We start from the raw sequence: 24429 nt of genomic DNA on the forward strand, positions 1-24429 counted from the left end.
TCGATAGGTTTGATAGGATTCCTCTTTTTTCCTGGCTTATTCCGACCTTAGGAGACAAGCATAAGAATATTTCCTTATTGATGGGTGGTACGACCGTGGGTATTCTTTGTATCTGTCTGATGTTTTGTAGTAGCTCAGCTGATTTGAGTACCATTGGGATTCTTCCTTTTTATCACTTGATGATTCTCTTTACTTTACTCGTGAATTATCTGATTCAGCTGATTTATCACCCTTCTCTTGCTTCAAAAGAGCAAATTGAGATAGATGGATGAATGTGTTATAATACTTCTTATGAATACAAATATTATTGAAATTGCACAGGAATTACATCTGAAAGAATCAAGCATTGAGCAGGTTCTGGAGCTAACAGCAGAGGGAAATACCATTCCTTTCATTGCTCGCTATCGGAAAGAGCGGACTGGGAATCTCGATGAGGTTGCGATTAAAGCGATTTTGGATTTAGACAAGTCTTTGACCAATTTAAAAGAGCGCAAAGAAACGGTTCTTGCTAAAATCGAAGAACAAGGCAAGCTCACAGATCAGCTAAAGCAAGCCATTCTTGAAGCGACAAAGCTAGCAGAAGTCGAAGAGCTTTATTTGCCCTTTAAAGAAAAGCGCAGAACTAAGGCTACGCTTGCGCGTGAGAATGGTCTGTTTCCTCTGGCTCGCTTGATTTTACAAGATGCCAAAGACTTGGAAACAGAAGCAGAAAATTTCACCAATGAACATTTTCCAACAAAGGAAGCGGCTTTATCAGGAGCGGTTGATATTTTGATTGAGGCGCTTTCAGATGATACCAAGCTCCGTGCTTGGACTTATCAGGAAATCCGAGAGCATTCGCGTCTCGTCTCAACGGTGAAAGATGAAACCTTGGACGAGAAGGGGACTTTTGAAATCTACTATGATTTTTCTGAAAAAATCCAGCGCCTACAAGGCTATCAGACCTTAGCGCTCAACCGTGGTGAAAAGTTAGATATTTTAAAAATCAATTTTGAGCACCAGTTTGATAAGATGAGTCGCTTTTTTGAACTACGTTTGCAACGCAAAAATGCCTATATTTCAGACGTGATCCATCAAGCCCTCAAAAAGAAAATTTTGCCAGCTATGGAGCGTCGGATTCGCACGGAATTGAGCGAGGTGGCAGAAGATGGTGCGATTGAGCTTTTTTCAGACAATCTCCGTCATCTACTCTTGATTGCTCCCTTGAAAGGTCGTGTAGTCTTGGGCTTTGACCCTGCCTTTCGGACAGGAGCGAAGCTCGCTGTGGTAGATGAGACTGGAAAAATGCTGACAACACAGGTCATCTACCCTGTCCATCCTGCAAAAGCCCATCAGATTGAGGCGGCAAAAAAAGACTTATCCCAACTCTTGACTCAGTATGGTGTAGAAATCATTGCGATTGGGAATGGAACGGCGAGCCGAGAAAGTGAAGCCTTTGTCGCTGAGGTCTTGAAAGACCATCCGACCGTCAGCTATGTCATTGTTAATGAAAGCGGAGCATCGGTTTATTCGGCGAGTGAATTAGCACGGCAGGAATTTCCAGATTTGACCGTAGAGAAACGCTCGGCTATCTCTATTGCTAGGCGTTTGCAAGACCCTCTAGCAGAATTGGTCAAAATCGATCCGAAGTCGATTGGAGTTGGGCAGTACCAGCACGATGTTAGTCAAAAGAAATTGTCTGAGAGTTTGGACTTTGTCGTGGATACCGTGGTGAATCAGGTTGGTGTTAATATCAATACCGCAAGCCCCGCCCTTTTGTCTCACGTGGCAGGATTAAACAAAACTATCTCTGAAAATATCGTCAAATATCGTGAACAAGAAGGTTTGATTCGCTCACGCGCAGAAATCCTCAAGGTTCCACGCTTAGGAGCCAAGGCTTTTGAGCAAGCTGCTGGTTTCTTGCGAATTCCTGAAAGTAGCAATATCTTGGACAATACAGGTGTGCATCCAGAGAGTTATAAAGCGGTGGGGCAATTATTTGAATTGCTAGGAATTAAAGAGCTAGATACGGCTGCTGAGGAGCAACTCAAGCAAGTGGATGTGGCAAGCGTGGCAGAGACGCTAGACATTGGACAAGCGACTTTGCGGGATATTTTAGAGGATTTACTCAAGCCTGGCCGAGATTTGCGAGATTCCTTTGACGCGCCTGTTCTTCGCCAAGATGTCTTAGAATTAAAAGACTTGGTGATTGGTCAGAAACTAGAGGGCGTTGTTCGCAATGTCGTGGACTTTGGAGCTTTTGTCGATATTGGCGTTCACCGAGATGGCTTGATTCATATCTCCAAAATGAGCAAGCAAAAGCCAAAACACCCAAGGCAGGTCGTTTCTGTTGGGGATATTGTGACCGTTTGGGTCGATAAGGTGGATGTCGAGCGTGAAAAGCTCAACCTATCTTTGGTGGCGCCTCGTGAAGCTGACTGAGTACGTCAAAAAAGTGTCGCAAGAAGACTTCGGTTGGGAATTTCGGCATACAGCCCATTGGAATGGGCGCTTGCGCTCAACTGGTGGTCGATTTTTCCCAAAAGATGGGCATCTGGACTTCAATCCCAAAATCTATGAAGAACACGGTTTAGAGATTTTTCGAAAAATTGTCCGTCACGAACTCTGCCATTATCATCTTTATTTTCAGAAAAAAGGCTATCGGCACAAGGACAAGGATTTTAAGGAATTACTGAAAGCCGTAGATGGTTTGCGCTATGCACCGAGTCTTGTCAGCACCGATTCTTACCACTATCAGTGTCAAAATTGTGGGCAAAATTATCCTAGAAAACGACGCATGGATCTCTCCAAATACCGCTGCGGTAAGTGTCGAGGTGTGCTAGAAGAAATATCCGCCTAAGGTCCGATGACGAGGATGTTCTCACATGGTAGAATAAATCTATCAAGAAGAGAAAGAGAAGTGAATCTTATGACAAAATTTTATAAACTCCGTAGAAATAAATCCATATCTGGGGTGCTAGCAGGGCTAGCCGATAAATATGACTTAGACTTGGGACTCATTCGGTTTTTATTCGTCCTCTTTACCGTTTTTAACTTCGGATTAGGTATTGTCATTTATATCATCCTTGCCAATGTCATGCCCTACAAAGAAGATGTCGAAGCAGAGATGTATGGAACAGGACCTAGAAAACGTAAAGAAGCTGAACCTATCAAGGAAGACGGCTGGTTTTGGTAAATATACTCATTTAGTTTTTGGGAAATAGGGATTATGAAATAATCCTCAACTAACCTAAGTTCTGCTTGTGTTGCACTAAATCAAAACGAAGCAGCTATAAAAAATTAAACATAGTAAAATCCCTCTTTAGCTTCGCTAGAGAGGGATTTGTCTTAGTCGAGTTTCATGGCTTGAATCTTGTCCGCGCTAGGTGTGACACGAAGTGTTTTCTGTCCTGTATAGGTTACAAAGCCAGGTTTGCCTCCTGTTGGTTTGTTGAGTTTCTTGGTTTCAATCATATCGACTTGGACAAGATTGGACAAGCGTGCTTTGGAGAAGTAAGCAGCGAGCTCAGCAGCGTCTGTTTTGACCTCATCTGTCGGGTGGAGATTGCCTGTAATCACGACATGACTTCCAGGGATGTCTTTGGCATGGAACCAAAGCTCGTCTTTTTTAGCCAGTTTAAAGGTCAATTCTTCATTTTGGAGATTATTTTTTCCAACGAGGATAATGGTCTTGCCATCGCTAGCCAGATATTTCTCAGGCTTCTTACGTTTATGGAGCTTGTCGCGTTGCCGTCTGCGGATAAATCCGGTCTGAATCAATTCCTCACGAATCTCCGCAATTTCAGAGAGACTGGCTTGTGAAAGGGCAGTTTCGACACTTTCCAGATATAAAATGGTGGATTTGGTCTCCTCAATCAAGCCAGTCAAATGCTTGACAGCTTCTTTTAATTTTTGGTAGCGCTTGAAATAACGTTGGGCATTTTGATTGGGGGTGAGAGCCTTGTCCAGTGCAATCGTAATCTTCTCTCCAGTGTAGTAATTATCTAGCTCGACCTGGTCTTTATCATTTGGCACTTGATGGAGGAAGGTGGTAAGGAGTTCTCCTTTTTGGCGAAATTCCTCAGCATTTTCTGTGGCAATGAGTTCTTCTTCTTGTTTGAGAAGCTTTTTGCGATTTTTTTCCAAATCGGTCTCCACACGGCGAATCAATTCGCTAGCCTGTTGATTGACACGGTCACGCTCTGCCTTATCCTTGTAAAAGGAATCAAGTATAGCAGAAAGAGTTGGAAATTCTTCCTTGCTATCTGAGAAAGGCACAGCTGAGAAGGATTTCTCTGTCAGATTCGCTTGCCTATCTTGAGCAAAGAAAGCTCGGAATTGCTTTAGAGTATTGGTCGTCAATCGTTGACTAAGCTCTGTTGCCGTATCACGTCCTAAGCCTTGAAAGAGCTGTTGGAGAGAACGAGGTTCTAAATTTTCTCTCTGGAGAATTTCAAAAAGTTTCTCATCAGCAATGGTAAAAGGATTAAGACTTTGTGTGCTTGGGGGTGCTAGATAGGTTGATCCAGGTAAAATGGTCCGATAGGAGTTTTGCGAAAAGCCGACATGTTTGATGGCTTCGATGATTTTGCCTGTCGCCTTATCTAGCAGGATAATATTGCTGTGTTTTCCCATAATTTCAATGCTGAGGGTCGCAGCGATGTCATCTCCGATTTCATTTTTATTGGATACGGAGATTTCCAAAATACGGTCATTATCAATTTGCTCAATCTTTTCAATCACCGCTCCCTGCAAATATTTGCGTAGAACCATGATAAAGGTGTTGGGAATGGCAGGATTTTCAAAACTTGTATCCGTCAACTGCACACGCCCGAAGACTGGATGGGCGGATAGCAGTAGTTTTTGATTTTTTCGATTGCTGCGAATTTGCAGGACAATTTCCTGCTCAAAAGGTTGATTGATTTTCTGAATGCGGCCAGACAGTAATTCTGCCTGCAATTCTTTTGTCATGTGGTGTAAAAAAAATCCGTCAAAAGACATAACACTCTCCTTGTACTATCATTAAAGAAAATTATATCAAAATTTATCCTCAAATTGGGTGTTGAACTATTGAGTCAGACAATGAAAGTAGAGTTTTCGGCTTATTTTATCCACCCGTGCAAAAAATTTTAAAATTTTTAGAAAAACTACTTGACAATTTAAAAAGAAACCTTTAAAATATAAGAAATTAGAAAAGTAGTAAAGAAATTGTTTCAAGAGAGCTTGTGGGTGGTGCAAACAAGTAGCAGTTATTTATGAAATTGGGCTAATGATACTGATGAATTTGAAACCATAAAAATTCGGTGCGCACACCTTACAGTGCAACTTGTTGGAAGACGAGGATGAGAGATGGGTAAAGACTACCCATAAGAGAGGTGGCACCGCGCTGTAAGCGCCCTCATGCAGATATTTTTCTGTGTGTGGGTGCTTTTTTGTATTCAAATTTCATCAAAAGAAGGGAGAAGTCATGATGAAACGATGGCGTATGAAGAGTGAAAAATGAAGCTGGGAAAAATTTTTAAAGGAGAAAAGATATGCAAAATAAACGTTTAATGGCCATTGTTGGTGCTCTAGTGATTTTAGTTGTCGGTGCGATTGCATTTTCTAGCTTGTCTAGCGAGAAGGGTAAAAAAGGTGAAAATAATGCGGAAGTCGCAAAAGTTGGGGTCTTGCAGTTCGTGACCCACGAAGCGCTTGATGAGATTTACCGCGGGATTCAAGACGGACTTGCAGAAGAAGGCTACAAAGGTGACAAGATTAAGATTGACTTTATGAACTCTGAGGGCGACCAAGGAAAAATTGCGACCATGAGTAAGCAACTAGTTTCAAATGGCAACCAAGTCTTGGTCGGTATCGCGACACCAGCGGCTCAAGGTCTTGCTACTGCGACGAGTGATCTGCCAGTTATCATGGGAGCAATTACGGATCCTGTCGGTGCTAAATTGGTTGCAAGCCTTGAAAAACCAGGCGCAAATGTGACAGGAGTTGCCTGCCCACAACCGATTGCCCAACAGCTTGACTTGATTAAGAAAATCACACCAACTGCAAAAAAAATCGGTGTTCTTTACTCAAGCAATGAAGACAATTCAAAATTGAATGTTGAAAAATTCACGGAATTGGCAGAAAAAGAAGGCTACACTGTACTTGCTTATCCAGTACCATCTAGCAACGAGATTGCCTCAACTATGGCAGTCATGACTAGCAAGGTCGATGCGATTTGGGTTCCACAAGACAACGCGATTGCATCAGCCTTTAAGACAGTTGTTGCAAGTAACAAAGAAGCCAAAGTGCCAATCTTCCCAAGTGCAGACACCATGGTTAAAGAAGGTGGTTTAGCATCTGTTGTCGTAAGCCAGTACGGTCTTGGCGTTTCAACAGGAAAAATGACAGCCAAGATTTTGAAGGGGGCAAAACCAGCTGACACACCAGTTGATGTGGTGGATCAAGGTGCACCAATCATTAACAAAAAAGTCGCAGCAGAATTGGGAATTAAGATTCCTGAAGAAGTTGAGAAATCTGCTGGTGAAATCGTAGAATAAGGGAAATAAAAAGGAGAGAAGAGAGTGGGAATCGGCTAATGCCAACGGATGGCTCACTCTTTTCTTACAATATAGGAAGAAAATATGGTTGTATCAATAGTATCACAGGGTCTGGTCTGGTCTATTTTAGGACTTGGCATTTACATGACCTTTAGGATTTTGAATTTTCCAGATATGACAGCAGAAGGAAGTTTTCCTCTGGGAGGTGCGGTTGCAGTCACCCTCATCAGTAGTGGTATCAATCCCTTCCTTGCGACCCTTATAGCAGTTCTAGCTGGCTGTCTAGCTGGTCTTGCAACAGGATTGCTCTACACCAAGGGGAAAATTCCGACGCTTCTTTCAGGAATTTTGGTCATGACTTCTTGTCATTCCATTATGCTGATGATTATGGGGCGTGCCAATCTCGGTCTTCTAGGTACAAAGCAGATTCAGGATTATTTGCCCTTTAGCAATGGGGTCAATAACCTGATTGCAGGCTTGATTTTTGTAGCCTTTGTGATTATAGCTCTGCTCTTTTTCCTTGATACTAAGCTGGGACAGGCCTATATCGCAACAGGGGATAATCCCGATATGGCAAGAAGTTTCGGTATTAATACGGATAGCATGGAGCTCATGGGCTTGGTCCTCTCAAACGGTGTCATTGCCCTAGCAGGGGCTCTGATTGCCCAACAAGAAGGCTATGCAGATGTCTCACGTGGTATCGGGGTTATCGTAGTTGGACTTGCCAGTCTCATCATCGGAGAAGTTCTTTTTAAGAGCCTAACCTTGGCAGAACGCTTGATGACCATTGTGATTGGAGCGATCGCCTATCAATTTCTTATCTGGGCGGTGATTGCACTTGGCTTTAATACCAGCTATCTCCGTATTTACAGTGCTGTGATTTTAGCCGTCTGCCTCATGATTCCAACCCTAAAAGCAAAATTCTTCAAAGGAGTGACCATTAGCAAATGACAGCAATTGTAGAATTAGAACATGCCACAAAGGTGGTCAATAATGGCTTTGGCGAAGAAAAAGTCATCTTAAATCAAGTTTCTCTTACCATTCATGAGCATGATTTTATCACGATTTTAGGGGGCAATGGTGCAGGAAAATCAACGCTGTTCAATGTGATTGCAGGAACCTTGCCTCTCACGAGCGGAACCATTCGTATCTTGGGAGAAGATGTGACTGCTCTTTCCCCTGAAAAACGTGCCAAATATCTAGCACGAGTCTTTCAAGATCCTAAAATGGGAACAGCCCCTCGGATGACCGTTGCAGAAAATCTCTTGATTGCCAAGTTCCGTGGAGAAGTACGGGGGCTTGTGCCTAGAAAACTCGCTAGTTACAAGGAAGAATTTCAAGCGACGATTGATCAGATTGGAAATGGTCTTGAGAAACATTTGGATACACCGATTGAGTTTCTCTCAGGTGGTCAACGTCAAGCTTTGAGCCTTCTGATGGCGACTTTGAAGCGGCCAGAATTGCTGCTCTTAGATGAGCATACAGCAGCTCTTGACCCTAAAACCAGTGTGGCGCTGATGGAATTGACCGACCGCTTTGTAACCAAGGACCAACTGACAGCCCTCATGATTACGCATCACATGGAAGATGCTCTCAAGTACGGCAATCGTCTTCTAGTCATGAAAGACGGTCAAATCATCAAGGACTTGAATAAGGATGAAAAGAAAGCCATGAAATTGGAAGATTATTATCGCTTATTTGAATAATACAAATTCCCCAGTTGAGAGACTGGGGAATTAATGTTTTAAACGATTTAGTTTTCATTTATTTTTACCTAACCTAAGTTCTGTCTGAGTCTCATTGCCTCGTATTAAATCAAAACGAAACAACCATAAAAAACTAAAGATAGGAAAGTAGTTGATGTGTTGATTTCCATCCTAGATTTTGATAAATTTCTGAAAAAATAGTATAATAGACTAGATATGCAAGAAATTGCAAAACTGTAATTCGACTTGGGCTTCCAAGGACCGTTAGTAAGAAATCATCACATGAAGGAGAAATCATGAACAACATTAAAATAGTTGCTTTGGGCGGCGTGCGTGAAAATGGAAAAAACCTCTATGTCGCTGAAGTGGACGATTCGATTTTTGTACTGGATGCGGGACTTAAGTATCCAGAAAATGAACAGCTAGGAGTCGATGTGGTTATTCCGACCATGGATTACCTATTTGACAATAAAGACCGGATTGCAGGTGTCTTTTTGACCCACGGTCATGCGGATGCGATTGGGGCTTTGCCGTATCTTTTAGCAGAGGCGAAGGTTCCCGTTTTCGGATCAGAATTGACGATTGAACTCGCAAAGCTTTTTGTCAAAGGAAATGATGCCGTTAAGAAATTCAATGATTTTCATGTCATTGATGAGAATACAGAGATTGACTTTGGCAGTACAGTGGTATCGTTCTTTCGAACGACCCACTCCATTCCTGAAAGTTTGGGTATCGTGCTAAAAACGTCAGAAGGAAATATCGTCTATACAGGGGATTTCCGTTTTGACCAAACTGCTAGTAGCTCTTATGCGACAGATTTTGGACGTTTGGGTGAGATTGGTCGTGAAGGCGTTCTTGCTCTCTTGAGTGATTCGGCAAATGCTGATAGCAATGTTCAGGTGGCAAGCGATAGCGAAGTTGGCAAGGAAATCACCGATACGATTTCAGATTGGGATGGACGTGTGATTGTGGCAGCGGTTGCGAGCAATCTTTCTCGGATTCAGCAGGTCTTTGATGCTGCCGCAGCAAGCGGTCGCAGGGTCGTTTTGACGGGATTTGATATTGAAAATATCGTGCGAACAGCCCTTCGCTTGAAGAAATTATCCCTAGCAGATGAGCGCATTCTTATCAAGCCAAAAGAAATGAGCCAATTCGAGGATCAGGAATTGATTATCCTTGAAACAGGACGAATGGGCGAGCCGATTAATGGACTTCGCAAGATGTCTATCGGGCGTCACCGTTATGTAGAGATTAAAGAGGGTGACCTTGTTTATATCGTGACTACACCATCGATTGCTAAAGAAGCAGTTGTGGCACGAGTGGAAAACATGATCTATCAAGCAGGTGGTGTGGTGAAACTCATTACGCAAAACTTGCGCGTGTCTGGTCATGCCAATGAACGAGACTTGCAGCTCATGCTTAATCTCTTGCAACCGAACTATCTCTTTCCTATCCAGGGGGAATACCGTGAGCTTGCGGCTCATGCCAAGGCAGCTATGGCGGTGGGCATGGATCCTGACCATATTTTATTGCCAAAACGAGGCAGTGTGATGGCCTATGAAAAAGGAGAGTTTGTCCCAGCAGGTAGTGTCCCAGCAGGTGATGTCTTGATTGATGGAAATGCGATTGGCGATGTGGGCAATATCGTTCTTCGTGACCGTAAGGTGTTGTCAGAAGACGGTATCTTTATCGTGGCGATTACGGTCAATCGTCGTGAGAAAAAGATTGTCTCTAAGGCTAAGGTTCATACTCGTGGATTTATCTATGTCAAGAAGAGCCGCGATATTCTAAGAGAAAGTGCAGATTTGATTAACAAAACTGTGGAAGATTACTTGTCGCAAGATAGCTTTGACTGGGGAGAATTGAAAGGCGCTGTGCGTGACAATCTCTCTAAATATCTCTTTGACCAAACCAAGCGTCGTCCAGCTATCCTACCAGTAGTGATGGAAGTCCGCTAGAGACTAGGAGCTAGTAAGGGAAAAGACTCATAAGGGAGTAAGAAAAGTATCTGCTTCATAAGCAGAAGCTTATCTTTCTCCTTTTTCTAAATAAGAAAGGAAGAACGATGGCTTTAATGAACATTACTTATTATTCACAAGTGATGGATTTGGATTTGTCGGTGCAAGTCCTCTACCCAGATAAGGGGCGAGTGGACAATCCAGATGATACGGATATTCCAGTTTTGTATCTATTGCATGGTATGGGTGGCAAGGATACGACTTGGCTGCGGTTGACTGCCCTAGAGCGCTTGGTGAGAAAGACCAATCTCATCGTCGTTATGCCTGATACTCACAATGGCTGGTATGTCAATACCCAGTACGGCTATCCTTATTTTGATGCCTTGGCAGTGGAATTGCCAGATGTTTTAAAACGCTTTTTCCCAAATATGACAGATAAACGTGATAAGACCTTTATCGCAGGCCTCTCGATGGGGGGCTATGGTGCTATGCGCTTGGCGTTGGGGACCAATCGTTTTTCTCACGTTGCTAGCCTATCAGGGGCGCTTAGCTTTAAAGACTTTGACCCAAGAAAAGAAAGTTTGGGCAATCCTGCCTATTGGACAGGCACCTTTGGAGACATCACAGACTGGGAAAGTCCAGAAAATCCGAATTCTCTTATCAATCTAGCAAAAACAGCCGACAAGGACACGAAGATGTATATCTGGTGTGGGGAGCAGGACTTTTTGCTCGCTGCTAATGATTTTGCAGCCCAATCTTTCAAAGACTTGGGCTATGAGGTGGATTATCAGACAGCCCCTGGTCGGCATGAGTGGTACTACTGGGATAAGCAGTTGGAAGAGGTATTGTCTTTTCTACCGATTGATTTTCAGCTAGAGGAGCGGTTGTCTTAAGTAAGCTAGAGGAGTTTGCAATGGAAGAATTGGTGAGCTATCGGCAGGAAAAATTAGCAGAAATACGAGCAATAGCAGAACAGTTAGAAGGTATCAAGGGAATATTCCTAGGAGGTTCCCTTGCCAATCAGACAGCGGATGCTTATTCTGATATTGATTTTCGGATTGTGGTAGATGATGTGATCAATCCCTCAGATGTGCTGGTTCATTGCTTTAAGGAATTGACAGACTGTTTATTTATGGAAGAACAGTATGCTCATTTTGCAGTGGTCCATTTTAGACAATTTGTGAAGTTGGATCTCTTTATTTATCAGAAAAAGCAGGTCCAACCCTCTTTATGGTTGAAAGATATAGCGATTCTCCGAGATGAAGGGGACTATTTACAGACCATAAAAGAAGCCTCCCAAGCCCTTGAATTCACGGTTGAGCAAGACCAATTAGATGAGTATCTTTCTAAGTATTATGCCTACTTACATGAATGGGTGAGGCGGACAAAACGAGCTGAGAAGACCTATGCCCTCCATTGCCTTTTAGGAATGCGCCACATTTTGGTAAGTCTTTCCTATCTCAATCAGTCGCTATTACCCAACAGTCTTGGAGATTGGAGTAAGTATGAGGGGCAAAAATCGCACCTTGATGCGGAAGTGGCTTCTCTTTGTAGCAAGTATCCAGTAGAAAATAGGGATATGGAAGCCCTGACGGAGGCCGTTAGACAAGAAGCGCTTTTGCTTGCAAAAACCTATCAGCTGGAGGTTGATCTAGACCAGTTTGAGGATGTTGTAAGACTCTACCGTAAGTATGGCTCCTAGTCTAGATCTGAAAATGATTGAGACAAAGTTAGTCCTTAGGACATTTGATGATAAACGAGAACGATGATTATATTACAAGGAAATAAGATTGAGCGCTCCTTTGCAGGGGAAGTGCTCTTTGAAAATATCAATTTGCAGGTGGACGAACGGGACCGGATTGCCCTTGTCGGGAAAAATGGTGCTGGTAAGTCGACCTTGCTCAAAATTTTGGTGGGTGAAGAAGCTGCGACCAGCGGAGAAATCAACCGTAAGAAGGATTTGTCCCTGTCTTATCTGGCGCAAAACAGCCGGTTTGAATCGGAAAATACCATTTATGAAGAGATGTTGCAGGTCTTCTCTAGTCTAAGCCAGACGGAAAAACGCTTGCGGGACATGGAATTGCAAATGGGTGAGCTGACTGGCTCAGCCTTAGACCAGCTGATTCAGACCTATGACAGTCTGTCAGAGGAATTCCGCCTAGCAGGCGGTTTCACCTACGAAGCAGATATCCGCGCTATTTTAAATGGCTTCAAGTTTGATGAGTCCATGTGGCAGATGAAGATTTCAGCCCTTTCAGGTGGGCAAAATACCCGACTGGCCTTGGCAAAGATGCTCCTTGAAAAGCCAGAATTACTAGTGCTGGACGAGCCGACCAACCACTTGGATATTGAAACTATTGCTTGGCTTGAAAACTACCTGGTGCATTATAAGGGAGCCCTCATCATTGTCAGCCATGACCGCTATTTCTTAGATAAGGTAGCGACTGTTACCCTTGATTTGACAGCGACTTCCTTGGATCGCTACGTAGGGAATTACTCGACCTTTGTGGAGCTAAAAGAGCAGAAGCTATTGACCGAATGGCAGAACTATGAAAAGCAGCAAAAGGAAATTGCCAAGCTAGAAGACTTTGTTCAAAAGAATATCGTCCGAGCTTCCACCACCAAGCGAGCTCAGGCAAGGCGCAAGCAGTTGGAGAAAATGGAGCGTCTGGATAAGCCGACCTTGGGGCAAAAGTCTGCCAATATGGCCTTTCATTCGGACAAGACATCTGGCAATATTGTCCTGACTGTTGAGCAGGCTGCGGTGGGCTACAATGGGGAGATTCTCTCTGAGCCCATTCACATTGATCAGAGAAAACTCGACGCCATTGCTATTGTAGGGCCAAACGGAATCGGAAAAACAACCCTCTTAAAATCCATCATCGGCCAGATTCCTTTTATCAAGGGAGAAGCGAAATTCGGTGCCAATGTTGAGGTGGGCTATTATGACCAGACCCAGTCTGCTCTGACTCCGTCTAATTCTGTACTAGAAGAACTATGGTCTGCCTTTCCAACGACCCCTGAAGTGGAGATTCGTAACCGTCTAGGAGCCTTTCTCTTCTCAGGTGATGATGTCAAAAAATCCATTGCCATGCTTTCTGGTGGGGAAAAAGCGCGGGTCTTGCTCGCTAAACTGTCCATGGAAAACAATAATTTTCTGATTTTGGACGAGCCGACCAACCACCTAGACATCGATAGCAAGGAAGTCTTGGAAAATGCCCTGATTCAGTATGACGGAACCCTCCTTTTTGTCAGCCACGACCGTTATTTCATCAATCGGGTGGCAACCAAGGTTCTTGAATTGTCAGAGACAGGCAGCACCCTCTACTTGGGCGATTACGATTATTATCTGGAGAAAAAAGCAGAGCAAGTCGCAAGCCTAGAAGAGCAGAAAGAAGCGGTCAGCACAATGACTTCTAGCGGTGCAACGGACTACCAAGCCCAGAAGGAAAATCAGAAAGAGCAACGTAAAATCGCTCGCAGGATTGAGCAAATTGAAGCAGAGATTGATCAGCTAGAGACACGTTCTGCTCAGCTACAAGCAGCCATGCTTGAGACCAATGACGTGGGCGAATTGACCGACCTCCAAAAAGAACTTGACCAGTTGTCGCACCAGCAGGAAGAGCTGATGCAGGAATGGGAAGAGCTTTCGGAACGTGTCTAGCTAGATGTACGCTTTCTTGATGAAGGCCTCAAGATATGCTACATAGGGGGCAGCCTTGTTATGGTCAAGTGAAATAGAGAATGAACACGCTAGGGGGACTGAAGTTGGAGAAAAGTATGGAACACTTAGGAGCTATATTTCGGAAATTTCGGCAAAACGGGCAATTTACGCTAGAAGAGGCAGCTGGAGAGGGAGTTTCGGTCTCTCAGCTTTCCCGCTTTGAGCGGGGGGAGTCCGATCTTGCCTTGGGAAAGTTTCTGCCTTTATTAGACAATATCCATATCACCATGGAAAATTTCATGGATGCTGTACGAGGTTTTCAAAAGTCAAATATCAGCCATTTTATGGCCAGTTGGGTGAAACTATACTATCAAAAGGATGTCGGGGCTCTTTGTGATTTGCAAAGAAAAGAGCGCGCACTCTATAAAGCCAATCCTGAACACTACTATCATCGCTTGAACATGGTCTTACTGCAAGGAGCGATTTGTCTCTTAGATGATAGCTTCAAGATGGAGCAATCTGATTTGGACTTGGTGGCTGACTATCTCTTTCAAGTGGAAGAGTGGTCTATGTATGAAATTATCCTCTTCATTAATCTCTGCACCTTTTACGATGTGGACTATGTCTACAAAATGGGACGAGAGATATTGGAGCGTGAGGACTTTTATAGACATATCGAAAAGCATAAATACCTTGTCATTATGGGAGCTTTAAATTTTTGGCAGCACGCCGCTGAACATCGTGATTTTGAAAAAGCACTCTACTTTGAGCAGCAAGTGTGCCACCTCTTGGCAGGGACTGATAGGATGTATGAGAAGACGATAGCCCTTTATGTTAGGGGCTTTACGGCTTATCAAAAAGGAGATGAGCAGACTGGGATTACCCAGATGAAACAGGCCATCTCGATTTTTGAGATGACAGATACACCGCACCAAGTCGCCTATTATCAAGAACATTTTGACCGCTTTGTAAAGATTTCAACCTAAGAACCTGTATTTACAGCTCAGCAACTTTACTCAAGGCTTATTGATGCTACTCATCGAGTCAGTATTCCTTCAAAAAAAGGCCTTGATAATCGGAACATAAGCCCCCGATTAGAAGACTTGGGTTATGAATACAGGTTTTATAGTCTTTTAGTTTTGATTTCGTACGAGGCAACGAGTCGCAAGCATAACTAAGTCTACTGAGGGTTATGCGTAGTCCTTACTTCCAACCTCCAACAGTCCACTGGACTGTTGGAGCAAGACGAGTTAACGATGTAATAGATTAAAACTAAATGAGTATAAATTCCCAAATATGCAAAAAACAAAAACCTCCTCAAGTCATTTGCTATAATGAAAAGCAAATCATTTGAGGAGGTTTTTTTATGAATTGGAAAGCTATTCAGCTCATCACCCGTGCAGGAATTAATAAAATTGGAAACATGCTTTATGACTATGGCAATAGCGTCTGGCTAGCTTCATTAGGTAAGCTAGGGGAGACTGTCTTGGGAGTGTATCAATTATCAGACCTGTTGACCTCTCTTTTCTTTAACCCCATCGGCGGGGTGATTTCAGACCGTTTTTCCCGTCGTAAAATCTTGATAACGACAGACATTGTGTGCGCTATTTTATGCCTTGGAGTTTCGTTTTTGAGGGAGCAAAGGCTACTCATTACGGGCTTGATTGTGGCAAACATTGTGCAGGCAATTGCCTTTGCTTTTTCACGACCCGCTAATAAATCCTATATCACGGAGATTGTGGCGAAAGAGGACATTGTGACCTATAATTCTCATCTAGAAATGGTCTTGAAAGTCATCAGCGTCTCTTCCCCTATTTTCTCCTTTATCGTGCTCCACTATGCTACTCTCCAAGTAACGCTCTTGGTGGATGCGGCAACCTTTCTCCTAGCAGCCTTACTGGTCTTTTTCCTGCCCAATCATGAGCCAGAAACGACAAGTAGCAGATTAACCGTAAAGAGTGTCCTCGAAGATATTCGCGCTGGCTTGACTTATATCCGTGGGCAAGGAGAGATTTTCTTGCTTTTACTGCTTGCTTCAGCTGTCAATTTTTTCTTTGCAGCCTTTAATTACCTGCTTCCTTTTGTGGACCGTCTTTATCAGCAAGCAGGGAGCTATGCGACAATCTTAACCATGGGAGCTCTTGGCTCGATTCTAGGCGCTATTTTTGCAAAGAAATGGACCGATTCCATGAAGGATCTATCCCTCATGCTTGCGATGACAGGTGTTGGTGTCTGTCTGATGGCTCTGCCTATCTTATCTCTAAAACTTGTGCCCCTTTCTTTTCTAGGAAATCTTATCTGCGAATTCTTTATGACCGTCTTTAACATTCACTTTTTCAGTCAGGTTCAGACCAAGGTTGAAAAAGAGTATTTGGGACGAGTCTTTAGCACCATTTTCACGCTAGCCATTCTCTTTATGCCAATCGCAACCTTTCTCATGACGGTGCTACCAAGTATCCATTTGGCAAGCTTTTTCATCATAGGGCTAGGAGTGATAGGTTTGTCAATCTGGTATTATCTCTACCATCCATTAAAGACAAAGTAGCTATTTACAAGTCTTCCTTACGAACTTCTATCAATCCTTGCTCATCTAGTTGGTAAATCTTATCGCAGACTTCTTTGAGAAAGACACGGTCGTGCGATACAGTGAGGATAGCGCTAGGGAAATCTGCAAAAAGCTTTCTGATTTGAGGCTGTGAGGTCGGTGAAAAATTCCGCGTAGGCTCATCCAGCAATAAAACAGGACAGGAATCCAAGACCATTTTTAGCAGGAGTAGCTTGCCTTGTTGCCCACCAGATAAAAAGGAAATGGGGTGGCGAGCTTCTTCTCGGCTAAATTGTAGGCTAGCTAAATGAGTGAGGACTCGCTCCTCTTCTTTTTTATCAGGAGAAGTGGTTAAAAATTGGAGCGGAGAAGCGCTCATATCTAGCAGGTCTTGGTAGTGCTGGGGCATGTAGCCAATCGGATAGTTGGCTTGCGCCTCTAAAAGAGCATGAATTTGCTTAAGGAGGCTTGATTTTCCAGCACCGTTTTGTCCGATAATGCCGATTTTTTCTTGGGCTAAAAAGCGGAAGTTCAAGTTGGGAACCAAGGTTTGGCGCTCTACACAGAGAGCAAAGTCAGCTAGCTCAATAACCGGTTTGTGGGCAGGAAGTGGCTCGATATTCTTAAAATACAAGCGAATGTTGTCTTCTTGGGTCGGTATTTCAGTCAGATGAGCAGCCTCTTTCTCATAGCGTTTTTCTTGAGCGAGCACGGCTTTCATCTTTTTAGCAGCCAGTCTCCCTGCGGTCGCATCATGGGTATTGCGGACGTTATGTTCGACACTTTGGTGAATTCGGTGGTGGCGATCCAATTTCTTTTGATGAGCCAGTCGTTCATTGCGTGCCTGTTTTAATTGACGGTCAAATTGGTCTGCTCGTTCTTGGGCGTAAGTCGTATAGCCTAGAGATTGGACAGTTGTCCGCGCTACTTGGCGTTTTTTGATACGTTCTAAATGAACGATTTTCGTGGCAGTTTTGCTCAGAAAGGCTTCATCGTGAGAAACAAAGATCACAGTTTTAGGCGTTTGTTGGATGAAATGTTCCAGCCACTTGAGAGTGGGCAAGTCCAAGTCATTGGACGGTTCGTCTAAAAAGAGAATATCTGTTTCCTTGGCTAGTTCCTTGATGAGCTGGATTTTTAATCTTTCTCCACCAGAGAGGGAAGAGAGCGGTTGAGAATCAGTAAAACGTTCGCTATCAAACTCTAATTCCTTAGCGTAGCGATAAAGTGCTGCGTAGTTAAGGTCAATCTCGCTGAGACCAAAGACATAGTCGTTGAGGGAGAGCCTTTCAAACTCCTGTGCTAACTGCTGAGGAATATAGCTGTATTGGGCAAAGTCCCGCTGTATCTGTCCCCTGCATTGAATATAGGAGCTGACCAGATCTTCTTTCATCATCCATTTGAGCAGACTGGATTTGCCATTGCCCTCCTCTCCAATCAGTGCAACCTTCTCTCCTTTATTGACGACAAGAGATAAATCAGAGACTAAGTCTGTCAAATCTTTTTCATGGGTCATAGTTAAATGTGTAATTTGTAACATAAATCCTCCTTATCAGCAAACAGTCCTACCTTAACCAGTAGGACTGTTTGCTTGTATCAGAGGACCTTGATGGTCTTTTTAGTGTGAATCTCGTTGTTATCTTTTCATTGATGACAGTGTTAACTCGTCTTGCTTCAACAGTCCAGTGGACTGTTAAAAGTTGGAAATTGGGATTATGAAACAATCCTCAGTTAACCTAAGTTCTGTCTGCGACTCGTTGCCTCGTACTAAATCAAAACTAAAAGACTATTATTGTTTTAGACATGTTGACAAGCAAATCGCTAAAAAGTCCACACAAAAAGGAGATACAAACAAGCTTTAGCCTACTGGTAAAGGATGATCTCACGCAAAAGAATGCAGAAGAACTGCTTCATTTACGCTTTCAAACTTTAACAAATAGACTTAGTTGTTCATTCTCCTCTTACCTCCGAGTGTTGTTAGCCTTACTGTATCATATCTAAAAAACGTTGTCAACTTATTTTTTCAAATTTTTGATGCCAAATAGCGAATCTTCTTGCGGGGCGATGGCTTGTTTCATCATGTTGTGATAGCCTGTGAGAGTTCCAATCATGGCCATCGGATAGCTCCATAAACTCGTCGTTTGATAGCTTTGTAGATTAGAAATATCCTCGGGAGAACTGGCTAGCTGAATGATTTTTTCAAAAATAAGAGAATAAGTTCCAAAGATAAGTAGGTAAACTCCTACTAAAAAGAAGAAAAGGTGCCAGATAGACCATTTCCAGCGTGGGTAGAAAAAGTAACCCAGCAGTGTCATCAAAAAGGTCAGCAGAAGTCCCCCTCCCAGCCAATAGAAAACCTCTTGCTTAACAGGGGAAAAAGTACGCCAACGGTAGAGTGCGATCGCGCTTGATAAATGATAGAAGAAAAAAATCTCTTCACCAGGGAAAAATCGTTTCCGCATAGCATTCCCTCCTTTCTTGCCTATATTATACAGCTCAATCAAGCACAAAGCAAGTAAAAATAGGTTCGTTTAACAGAATAATATGAAATGGTGTATAATGGACTAGGAGATGGGTGATGAGTTTGCGTTTTTTGATTCTTGGTCTTGTTTGCTTGGGATTCTTAGTACTAGCCTGTTGTCTGCATAATCGCCTGCTGAGATGGGTAGGAATAGGGATATTACTTGCTATCATTTTGCTAGGTAGTGCCCTCTTTATCTGGTTTGTTTTTTTGGTACCAGAAAATGGTTCCTAGTTTTAAAAGGCGCTTTCTGCTTGGTTTTTTCCTTGTGTTCTAAGTTTGATTTTGCTATACTAGATGAGTGAGGGCTTTTGCCTGAAAAATAGAAATGAAAAAGTGCTGTTTAGTGCTTTTTTCTTGTTATGATACTCTATAAAAATCAACATCTGATTAGCGTAGCTATCTTGTAGGTAGAACTGAATATCAGCAGAGGATTATTACATAATCCTTATCCTTATTTCCAACCTTGAACAGTCCACTGGACTGTTCAAGCAAACTGAGTTAACGATGGTCAACCTGATTTTTAGCGAGTATGAGAAGGAGGAGAGATGAACTATATTTGGTCTTATTTAAAGAAGTACCCCAAATGGTTATGGTTAGACTTATTGGGGGCTATCTTTTTTGTAGTTGTCAATCTTGGGCTGCCAACGGTTTTAGCTCGGATGATTGATGAGGGAATCAATCGTAGTGATAGTAGCCGTTTGTCTTATTGGGCGATGGTCATGCTAGTCGTGATTGTTCTTGGTACGTTTGGGCGTGTTATCTTGTCTTATGCAGCGAGTAAATTGACCACGAGCATGGTCCGTGATATGCGAAATGACCTCTATGGCAAGTTACAGGAATATTCGCATCATGAATATGAACAAATCGGGGTGTCATCCTTGGTGACACGGATGACCAGTGATGCCTTTGTCTTGATGCAATTTGCAGAACAAGTTTTAAAATTAGGTGTCATTACTCCCTTGATGATGTTCTCTAGTGTGATGATGATTTTCTTAACAAGTCCATCCATGGCTTGGATTGTCGCTTTTGCCATGCCATTTTTAGCCATGGTTGTCTGGTATGTGGCGGTCAAAACCCGTCCCTTATCTGAAAAGCAACAGAAAACACTGGATCAGATCAACCAGTACGCACGGGAAAATCTGACCGGTCTGCGGGTCATTCGTGCCTTTGCCAGAGAGGAATTTCAAGAAGACCGATTTGCGGAGCAAAACGATATCTATGCCCAAAATTCCAATCGTCTGTTTAAACTAACTGGTTTGACTGAGCCTTTGTTTGTTCAGATTATCATTGCCATGATTGTGGCGATTGTCTGGTTTGCCCTAGCGCCACTTGGTCGTGGGGATTTGCAGATTGGAGACTTGGTAGCCTTTATCGAGTATAGTTTCCATGCTCTCTTGTCCTTCTTGCTCTTGTCTAATCTGTTTACCATGTATCCTCGGACAGCGGTATCAAGCGAGCGCTTGAAGGAAGTCATGGATATGCCGATTTCGATTAACCCAAATGAAGACGGGATTACAGAAACGGAGACCAAGGGATATTTGGAGTTTGACAATGTGACTTTTGCCTATCCGGGAGAGACAGAAAGCCCAGTCTTGCACAATATTTCCTTTAAGGCAAAGCCGGGGGAAACCATTGCCTTTATCGGCTCAACCGGTTCTGGAAAGTCCTCCTTGGTGCAATTGATTCCGCGTTTCTATGATGTGACGCTTGGGAAAATTCTGGTTGACGGTGTTGATGTGCGTGCCTACAATCTCAAGGCACTTCGTCAGAAGATTGGTTTTATTCCGCAGAAGGCGCTACTCTTTACCGGAACGATTGCAGAAAATCTCCGCTACGGAAAAGAAGATGCCAGTCATGAGGAGTTGCATCAGGCAGCAGATGTAGCACAGGCACGCGAATTTATCGAGAGCAAGGAAGAGCAGTTTGAAACCCACTTAGCAGAAGGCGGAAGCAACCTATCTGGTGGGCAAAAGCAACGCTTGTCTATTGCTCGTGCGGTAGTCAAAGAACCCGATATTTATATCTTTGACGATTCCTTTTCAGCCTTGGACTATAAGACAGATGCTATCTTGCGCCGTCGTTTGAAAGAAGTGACAGAAAACGCAACGGTTCTCATTGTGGCGCAGCGCGTGGGAACCATTATGGACGCGGATCAGATTATCGTACTGGATAAGGGTGAAATCATCGGTCGCGGTACGCATGAAGAGCTCATGGAGAATAACGACATCTACCGCGAAATTGCGAACTCTCAGCTGAATAGCCAATCATTAACAGAAGAATAGGAGGAAACATGAAAAAACAATCTAGTTTTGCTCGTTTATGGAGCTATTTGAAAGTATATAAGCTGGCACTTTTTGCAGCCATTTTCCTCAAGATTCTTAGCGTTGTGATGAGCGTATTAGAGCCCTTTGTCTTGGGGCTTGCCATTACTGAATTGACCAAAAATCTTATGGAGATGGCAAGAGGCGTGGCAGGAGCAGGTATCAACGTGACCTATATTTTCTGGATTCTGCTACTCTATTTCATCCGCGCCCTCTTCTATGAAATCGGAGCCTACTATTCCAACTATTTCATGACCAATGCAGTTCAGCAGACGGTGGCGGATTTGCGGAATGATTTGAGTCGAAAGATCAATCGTATTGCGGTGTCTTACTTTGACAAGCAGCAGTTTGGGGACGTTCTAGGACGCTTTACCAGCGATGTGGAGACGGTGTCAAATGCCCTCCAGCAAAGTGTCCTTCAGTTGGTCAATGCGGTGTTTACCATTACTCTCGTAGTGGCTATGATGCTCTTTTTGAACCTCAAATTGGCCTTGATTGTCATGGTCAGCATTCCTCTGACTTACTTCGGTGCCCAGTTTATCCTCAAAAAATCGCAACCTTATTTCAAGGAGCAGGCCGCTATTCTAGGACGGCTCAATGGTTTTGTGCAGGAGAACCTATCTGGTTTCAATGTCCTCAAGCTCTATGGTCGTGAAGAAGCATCCACAGAGGATTTTCAAGAGATTACCAATACCTTGCAGAAGGCAGGTTTTAAGGCCAGCTTTATCTCTGGTTTGATGATGCCTGTCCTACATGTAATATCTGATTTGACTTATTTGATTGTTGCCGTTGTCGGTGGTTTGCAGGTTATTGCAGGACGCTTGACAATCGGAAATATGCAGGCCTTTGTCCAATATGTCTGGCAGGTCAGCCAGCCCATTCAGACTCTTACCCAGTTGGCGGGTCCTTTGCAGAGTGCTCAATCCTCACTCGAGCGGATTTTCCAAGTCCTAGATGAGCCGGATGAACCAATGGAAGTGACAGAGAAGCTCGAGCACGATTTGACAGGACAAGTCAGCTTCAAGCATGTCGATTTCCAATATGTAGAAAATAAACCCTTGATTCGAGACTTTAATTTGGAAGTTGAGCCAGGGGAGATGGTCGCAATCGTTGGTCCAACAGGAGCAGGAAAGACGACGTTAATCAATCTCTTGATGCGTTTCTATGATGTGACCAGTGGCGCCATTACCGTGGATGGACACGATATTCGCAATCTTTCCCGTCAGGAATACCGCCAGCAATTTGGGATGGTCTTGCAGGATGCTTGGCTCTATGAGGGAACGATTAAGGAAAATCTCCGTTTTGGGAATTTACAGGCGACAGATGAGGAAATCATTGCTGCAGCTAAGGCCGCAAATGTAGACCACTTTATCCGCACGCTTCCTGGTGGTTACAATATGGAGATGAACCAAGAATCGAGCAATATCTCGCTTGGTCAAAAGCAACTGCTTACCATAGCACGAGCGCTTCTAGCGGATCCTAAAATCCTGATTTTAGATGAGGCAACGAGTTCAGTTGATACCCGTCTAGAGCTTTTGATTCAAAAAGCCATGAAGAACTTGATGAAAGGTCGGACTAGCTTTGTCATCGCCCACCGCTTGTCAACCATTCAAGAAGCAGATAAGATTTTGGTCTTAAAAGACGGGCAAATCATCGAGCAGGGAAATCATGAAAGTCTCTTAGCCGATAAAGGTTTCTATTACGATCTCTACAATAGTCAGTTTTCAAAAAAGGATAAAGAAAGTGCTTAGAAATGAGCTTTCTTGTATGTGTGACAGATGTTTTAAGATAGATAAGCGTATAAAAAATAGACTAGGATTTATATCCTAGTCTATTTTTTCTTAGTCTATTTTTTCTTAGTCTAATTTCAAAGCATCTTGGTTGAATGGAATAGAAGAATCGTATGGATTGTGGCGAAGTTTGAAGTGTTTCACATCTTCGATTGTTTGTGTACCAGCAAGTTGCATGACCATCTTGAGTTCTTCGTTAATCTTTTCAAAGACTTGGCGAGTACCAACACTTCCACCTAGGGCAAGTCCGTAAACAACTGGACGACCAAGCGCGACAAGGTCTGCACCAGAAGCAAGGGCTTTAAAGACGTGTTGACCACGGCGAACACCTGAGTCAAAGACGATAGGAACACGTCTGTCAACAGCTTCAGCCACTTCTTGAAGAGAATCAAATGAAGCAGGACCACCGTCAAGCTGACGACCACCGTGGTTGGTTACCCAGATACCTGATGCACCAGCATTCAAAGCACGGAAGACATCTTCAGCACATTGAGGACCTTTAACATAAACTGGAAGACCAGAGTATTGAGCGATGTATTCCACATCTTTTGGTGAAAGGGCTTGTTTTGCTGAGCGGTAAACAAAGTCCATTGTTTTACCAGCACCATCTGGAAGGTATTCTTGAACGATTGGCATACCAACTGGGAAGACAAAGCCGTTACGTTTGTCAACTTCACGGTTTCCTCCGACAGTCGCATCAACGGTCAAGACAATAGCTTTTACACCTTGCTCTTTCACACGGTCCATGATATGGCGGTTGATACCATCATCTTTACTGTAATAGAATTGGAACCAGTGTGGAGAACCATCCAAGGCTTGAGCGATTTCTGGAATATCTGTTGTTGAATACGAGCTAGTAGTATAGATAGTTCCGAATTCACGAACACCTTTGGCACTAGCAACCTCACCTTGCTCATTAGCAAGTTTGTGAGCAGCAACAGGTGCCATGATGATTGGAGAAGTGAGTGTGTCTCCATCATAAACGATCTCAGTAGATGGATTTTCAACACCTTTCAAGCTATGAGGTACGATTAATTTGTGGTTAAAGGAACGAATGTTTTCATGTAAAGTAAAGGTATCTCCAGCACCACTTGCGATATATCCAAAAGCACCTTTTGGAACTACTTTTTGAGCCATTCTTTCTAGGTCAAAGACATTGACAAATTCAACTGGGCCTTCTGCGTTACTTGTTTTGAAATCCATGCGGTTTTCCTCTAAATCTAGCTAGATGTACTTTCTAATTAAAATCTATTTTCTGTTAGCGCTTACAGATGATAGTATATCATTTACTGAAAATCATGTCAATGAATTTGCACTCAGAATGTGAAAACTGCACAAGGAAGCTGTGAAATAGACATATAACTAAAACATGTATAAATTTGCACTGAATCTCAAGCATATAT

General features: G+C 43.2%; 18 protein-coding genes and 1 other annotated feature. Of the genes, 14 read left to right on the forward strand and 4 right to left on the reverse strand.

Going from position 1 to position 24429, the window contains the following annotated elements:
- Positions 1 to 291 precede the first annotated feature (291 nt).
- From AB1I63_02050 to AB1I63_02060, 3 genes are all read left to right on the forward strand, one after another.
- Complete coding sequence (locus AB1I63_02050; protein MEW4353671.1) at positions 292 to 2421, forward strand: Tex family protein; 2130 nt, start codon at positions 292 to 294, stop codon at positions 2419 to 2421.
- Positions 2408 to 2839, forward strand: a complete 432-nt coding sequence (locus tag AB1I63_02055) for a SprT family protein (GenBank protein MEW4353672.1) — start codon at positions 2408 to 2410, stop codon at positions 2837 to 2839. The genes AB1I63_02050 and AB1I63_02055 overlap by 14 nt, the downstream gene beginning before the upstream one ends.
- Positions 2840 to 2908: 69 nt before the next feature.
- Positions 2909 to 3175, forward strand: a complete 267-nt coding sequence (locus AB1I63_02060) for a PspC domain-containing protein (protein ID MEW4353673.1) — start codon at positions 2909 to 2911, stop codon at positions 3173 to 3175.
- A 152-nt stretch (positions 3176 to 3327) separates the two neighbouring features.
- Here AB1I63_02060 and AB1I63_02065 read toward each other — a convergent pair whose 3' ends face one another.
- Positions 3328 to 4980 (reverse strand): NFACT RNA binding domain-containing protein, encoded by a 1653-nt coding sequence (locus AB1I63_02065; GenBank protein MEW4353674.1) that lies wholly within the window; start codon positions 4978 to 4980, stop codon positions 3328 to 3330.
- A 173-nt stretch (positions 4981 to 5153) separates the two neighbouring features.
- Positions 5154 to 5382, forward strand: a binding site (T-box leader).
- Between the two features lie 131 nt (positions 5383 to 5513).
- Here AB1I63_02065 and trpX point away from each other — a divergent pair.
- From trpX to AB1I63_02110, 9 genes are all read left to right on the forward strand, one after another.
- The gene (gene trpX, locus AB1I63_02070) at positions 5514 to 6518 is read left to right on the forward strand and encodes a tryptophan ABC transporter substrate-binding protein (protein ID MEW4353675.1); all 1005 of its coding nucleotides are present in this window, start codon (positions 5514 to 5516) and stop codon (positions 6516 to 6518) included.
- An 84-nt stretch (positions 6519 to 6602) separates the two neighbouring features.
- The gene (locus tag AB1I63_02075) at positions 6603 to 7469 is read left to right on the forward strand and encodes an ABC transporter permease (GenBank protein MEW4353676.1); all 867 of its coding nucleotides are present in this window, start codon (positions 6603 to 6605) and stop codon (positions 7467 to 7469) included.
- Positions 7466 to 8224, forward strand: coding sequence for an ABC transporter ATP-binding protein (locus AB1I63_02080; protein MEW4353677.1), 759 nt, complete (start codon positions 7466 to 7468; stop codon positions 8222 to 8224). The genes AB1I63_02075 and AB1I63_02080 overlap by 4 nt, the downstream gene beginning before the upstream one ends.
- Positions 8225 to 8520: 296 nt before the next feature.
- Positions 8521 to 10182 (forward strand): ribonuclease J, encoded by a 1662-nt coding sequence (locus tag AB1I63_02085; protein MEW4353678.1) that lies wholly within the window; start codon positions 8521 to 8523, stop codon positions 10180 to 10182.
- A 107-nt stretch (positions 10183 to 10289) separates the two neighbouring features.
- Entirely contained in the window at positions 10290 to 11075 is a 786-nt protein-coding gene (locus AB1I63_02090; GenBank protein MEW4353679.1) for an alpha/beta hydrolase family protein, read from the forward strand.
- A gap of 20 nt (positions 11076 to 11095) precedes the next feature.
- Positions 11096 to 11884, forward strand: a complete 789-nt coding sequence (locus AB1I63_02095) for a nucleotidyltransferase domain-containing protein (GenBank protein ID MEW4353680.1) — start codon at positions 11096 to 11098, stop codon at positions 11882 to 11884.
- A 63-nt stretch (positions 11885 to 11947) separates the two neighbouring features.
- Positions 11948 to 13846: an ABC-F family ATP-binding cassette domain-containing protein gene (locus AB1I63_02100; GenBank protein ID MEW4353681.1), complete on the forward strand. Its 1899-nt coding sequence runs from the start codon at positions 11948 to 11950 to the stop codon at positions 13844 to 13846.
- Positions 13847 to 13962: 116 nt separating this feature from the next.
- Positions 13963 to 14832 (forward strand): MutR family transcriptional regulator, encoded by an 870-nt coding sequence (locus AB1I63_02105; GenBank protein ID MEW4353682.1) that lies wholly within the window; start codon positions 13963 to 13965, stop codon positions 14830 to 14832.
- A 380-nt stretch (positions 14833 to 15212) separates the two neighbouring features.
- Positions 15213 to 16391, forward strand: coding sequence for an MFS transporter (locus AB1I63_02110; protein MEW4353683.1), 1179 nt, complete (start codon positions 15213 to 15215; stop codon positions 16389 to 16391).
- A gap of 4 nt (positions 16392 to 16395) precedes the next feature.
- On the opposite strand, the gene AB1I63_02115 is transcribed toward AB1I63_02110, so the two are convergent.
- Both AB1I63_02115 and AB1I63_02120 read right to left on the reverse strand, forming a co-directional pair.
- Positions 16396 to 17931: an ATP-binding cassette domain-containing protein gene (locus tag AB1I63_02115; GenBank protein MEW4353684.1), complete on the reverse strand. Its 1536-nt coding sequence runs from the start codon at positions 17929 to 17931 to the stop codon at positions 16396 to 16398.
- Between the two features lie 475 nt (positions 17932 to 18406).
- Positions 18407 to 18853 (reverse strand): hypothetical protein, encoded by a 447-nt coding sequence (locus AB1I63_02120; protein ID MEW4353685.1) that lies wholly within the window; start codon positions 18851 to 18853, stop codon positions 18407 to 18409.
- Positions 18854 to 19460: 607 nt separating this feature from the next.
- Here AB1I63_02120 and AB1I63_02125 point away from each other — a divergent pair.
- Together AB1I63_02125 and AB1I63_02130 are read left to right on the forward strand one after the other, a co-directional pair.
- Positions 19461 to 21197, forward strand: a complete 1737-nt coding sequence (locus AB1I63_02125) for an ABC transporter ATP-binding protein (GenBank protein ID MEW4353686.1) — start codon at positions 19461 to 19463, stop codon at positions 21195 to 21197.
- Between the two features lie 8 nt (positions 21198 to 21205).
- Complete coding sequence (locus tag AB1I63_02130) at positions 21206 to 22987, forward strand: ABC transporter ATP-binding protein (protein MEW4353687.1); 1782 nt, start codon at positions 21206 to 21208, stop codon at positions 22985 to 22987.
- Between the two features lie 105 nt (positions 22988 to 23092).
- Here the strand turns inward: AB1I63_02130 and lctO are convergent, their stop codons facing one another.
- Positions 23093 to 24229, reverse strand: a complete 1137-nt coding sequence (gene lctO / locus AB1I63_02135) for an L-lactate oxidase (protein ID MEW4353688.1) — start codon at positions 24227 to 24229, stop codon at positions 23093 to 23095.
- Positions 24230 to 24429: the final 200 nt, after the last annotated feature.

Origin of the sequence: Streptococcus pneumoniae (assembly GCA_040719455.1) — a bacterium.
In the GTDB taxonomy this organism is placed as follows: domain Bacteria; phylum Bacillota; class Bacilli; order Lactobacillales; family Streptococcaceae; genus Streptococcus; species Streptococcus pneumoniae_G.

Coding starts and splice junctions, on each gene's coding strand:
- AB1I63_02130 (MEW4353687.1), top strand. CDS start 21,206: ATGAAAAAACAATCTAGTTTTGCTCGTTTATGGAGCTATTTGAAAGTA.
- AB1I63_02065 (MEW4353674.1), bottom strand. CDS start 4,980: ATGTCTTTTGACGGATTTTTTTTACACCACATGACAAAAGAATTGCAG.
- AB1I63_02090 (MEW4353679.1), top strand. CDS start 10,290: ATGGCTTTAATGAACATTACTTATTATTCACAAGTGATGGATTTGGAT.
- trpX (MEW4353675.1), top strand. CDS start 5,514: ATGCAAAATAAACGTTTAATGGCCATTGTTGGTGCTCTAGTGATTTTA.
- AB1I63_02095 (MEW4353680.1), top strand. CDS start 11,096: ATGGAAGAATTGGTGAGCTATCGGCAGGAAAAATTAGCAGAAATACGA.
- AB1I63_02100 (MEW4353681.1), top strand. CDS start 11,948: ATGATTATATTACAAGGAAATAAGATTGAGCGCTCCTTTGCAGGGGAA.
- AB1I63_02120 (MEW4353685.1), bottom strand. CDS start 18,853: ATGCGGAAACGATTTTTCCCTGGTGAAGAGATTTTTTTCTTCTATCAT.
- AB1I63_02105 (MEW4353682.1), top strand. CDS start 13,963: ATGGAACACTTAGGAGCTATATTTCGGAAATTTCGGCAAAACGGGCAA.
- AB1I63_02075 (MEW4353676.1), top strand. CDS start 6,603: ATGGTTGTATCAATAGTATCACAGGGTCTGGTCTGGTCTATTTTAGGA.
- AB1I63_02060 (MEW4353673.1), top strand. CDS start 2,909: ATGACAAAATTTTATAAACTCCGTAGAAATAAATCCATATCTGGGGTG.
- AB1I63_02080 (MEW4353677.1), top strand. CDS start 7,466: ATGACAGCAATTGTAGAATTAGAACATGCCACAAAGGTGGTCAATAAT.
- AB1I63_02125 (MEW4353686.1), top strand. CDS start 19,461: ATGAACTATATTTGGTCTTATTTAAAGAAGTACCCCAAATGGTTATGG.
- AB1I63_02115 (MEW4353684.1), bottom strand. CDS start 17,931: ATGTTACAAATTACACATTTAACTATGACCCATGAAAAAGATTTGACA.
- AB1I63_02110 (MEW4353683.1), top strand. CDS start 15,213: ATGAATTGGAAAGCTATTCAGCTCATCACCCGTGCAGGAATTAATAAA.
- AB1I63_02085 (MEW4353678.1), top strand. CDS start 8,521: ATGAACAACATTAAAATAGTTGCTTTGGGCGGCGTGCGTGAAAATGGA.
- AB1I63_02050 (MEW4353671.1), top strand. CDS start 292: ATGAATACAAATATTATTGAAATTGCACAGGAATTACATCTGAAAGAA.
- lctO (MEW4353688.1), bottom strand. CDS start 24,229: ATGGATTTCAAAACAAGTAACGCAGAAGGCCCAGTTGAATTTGTCAAT.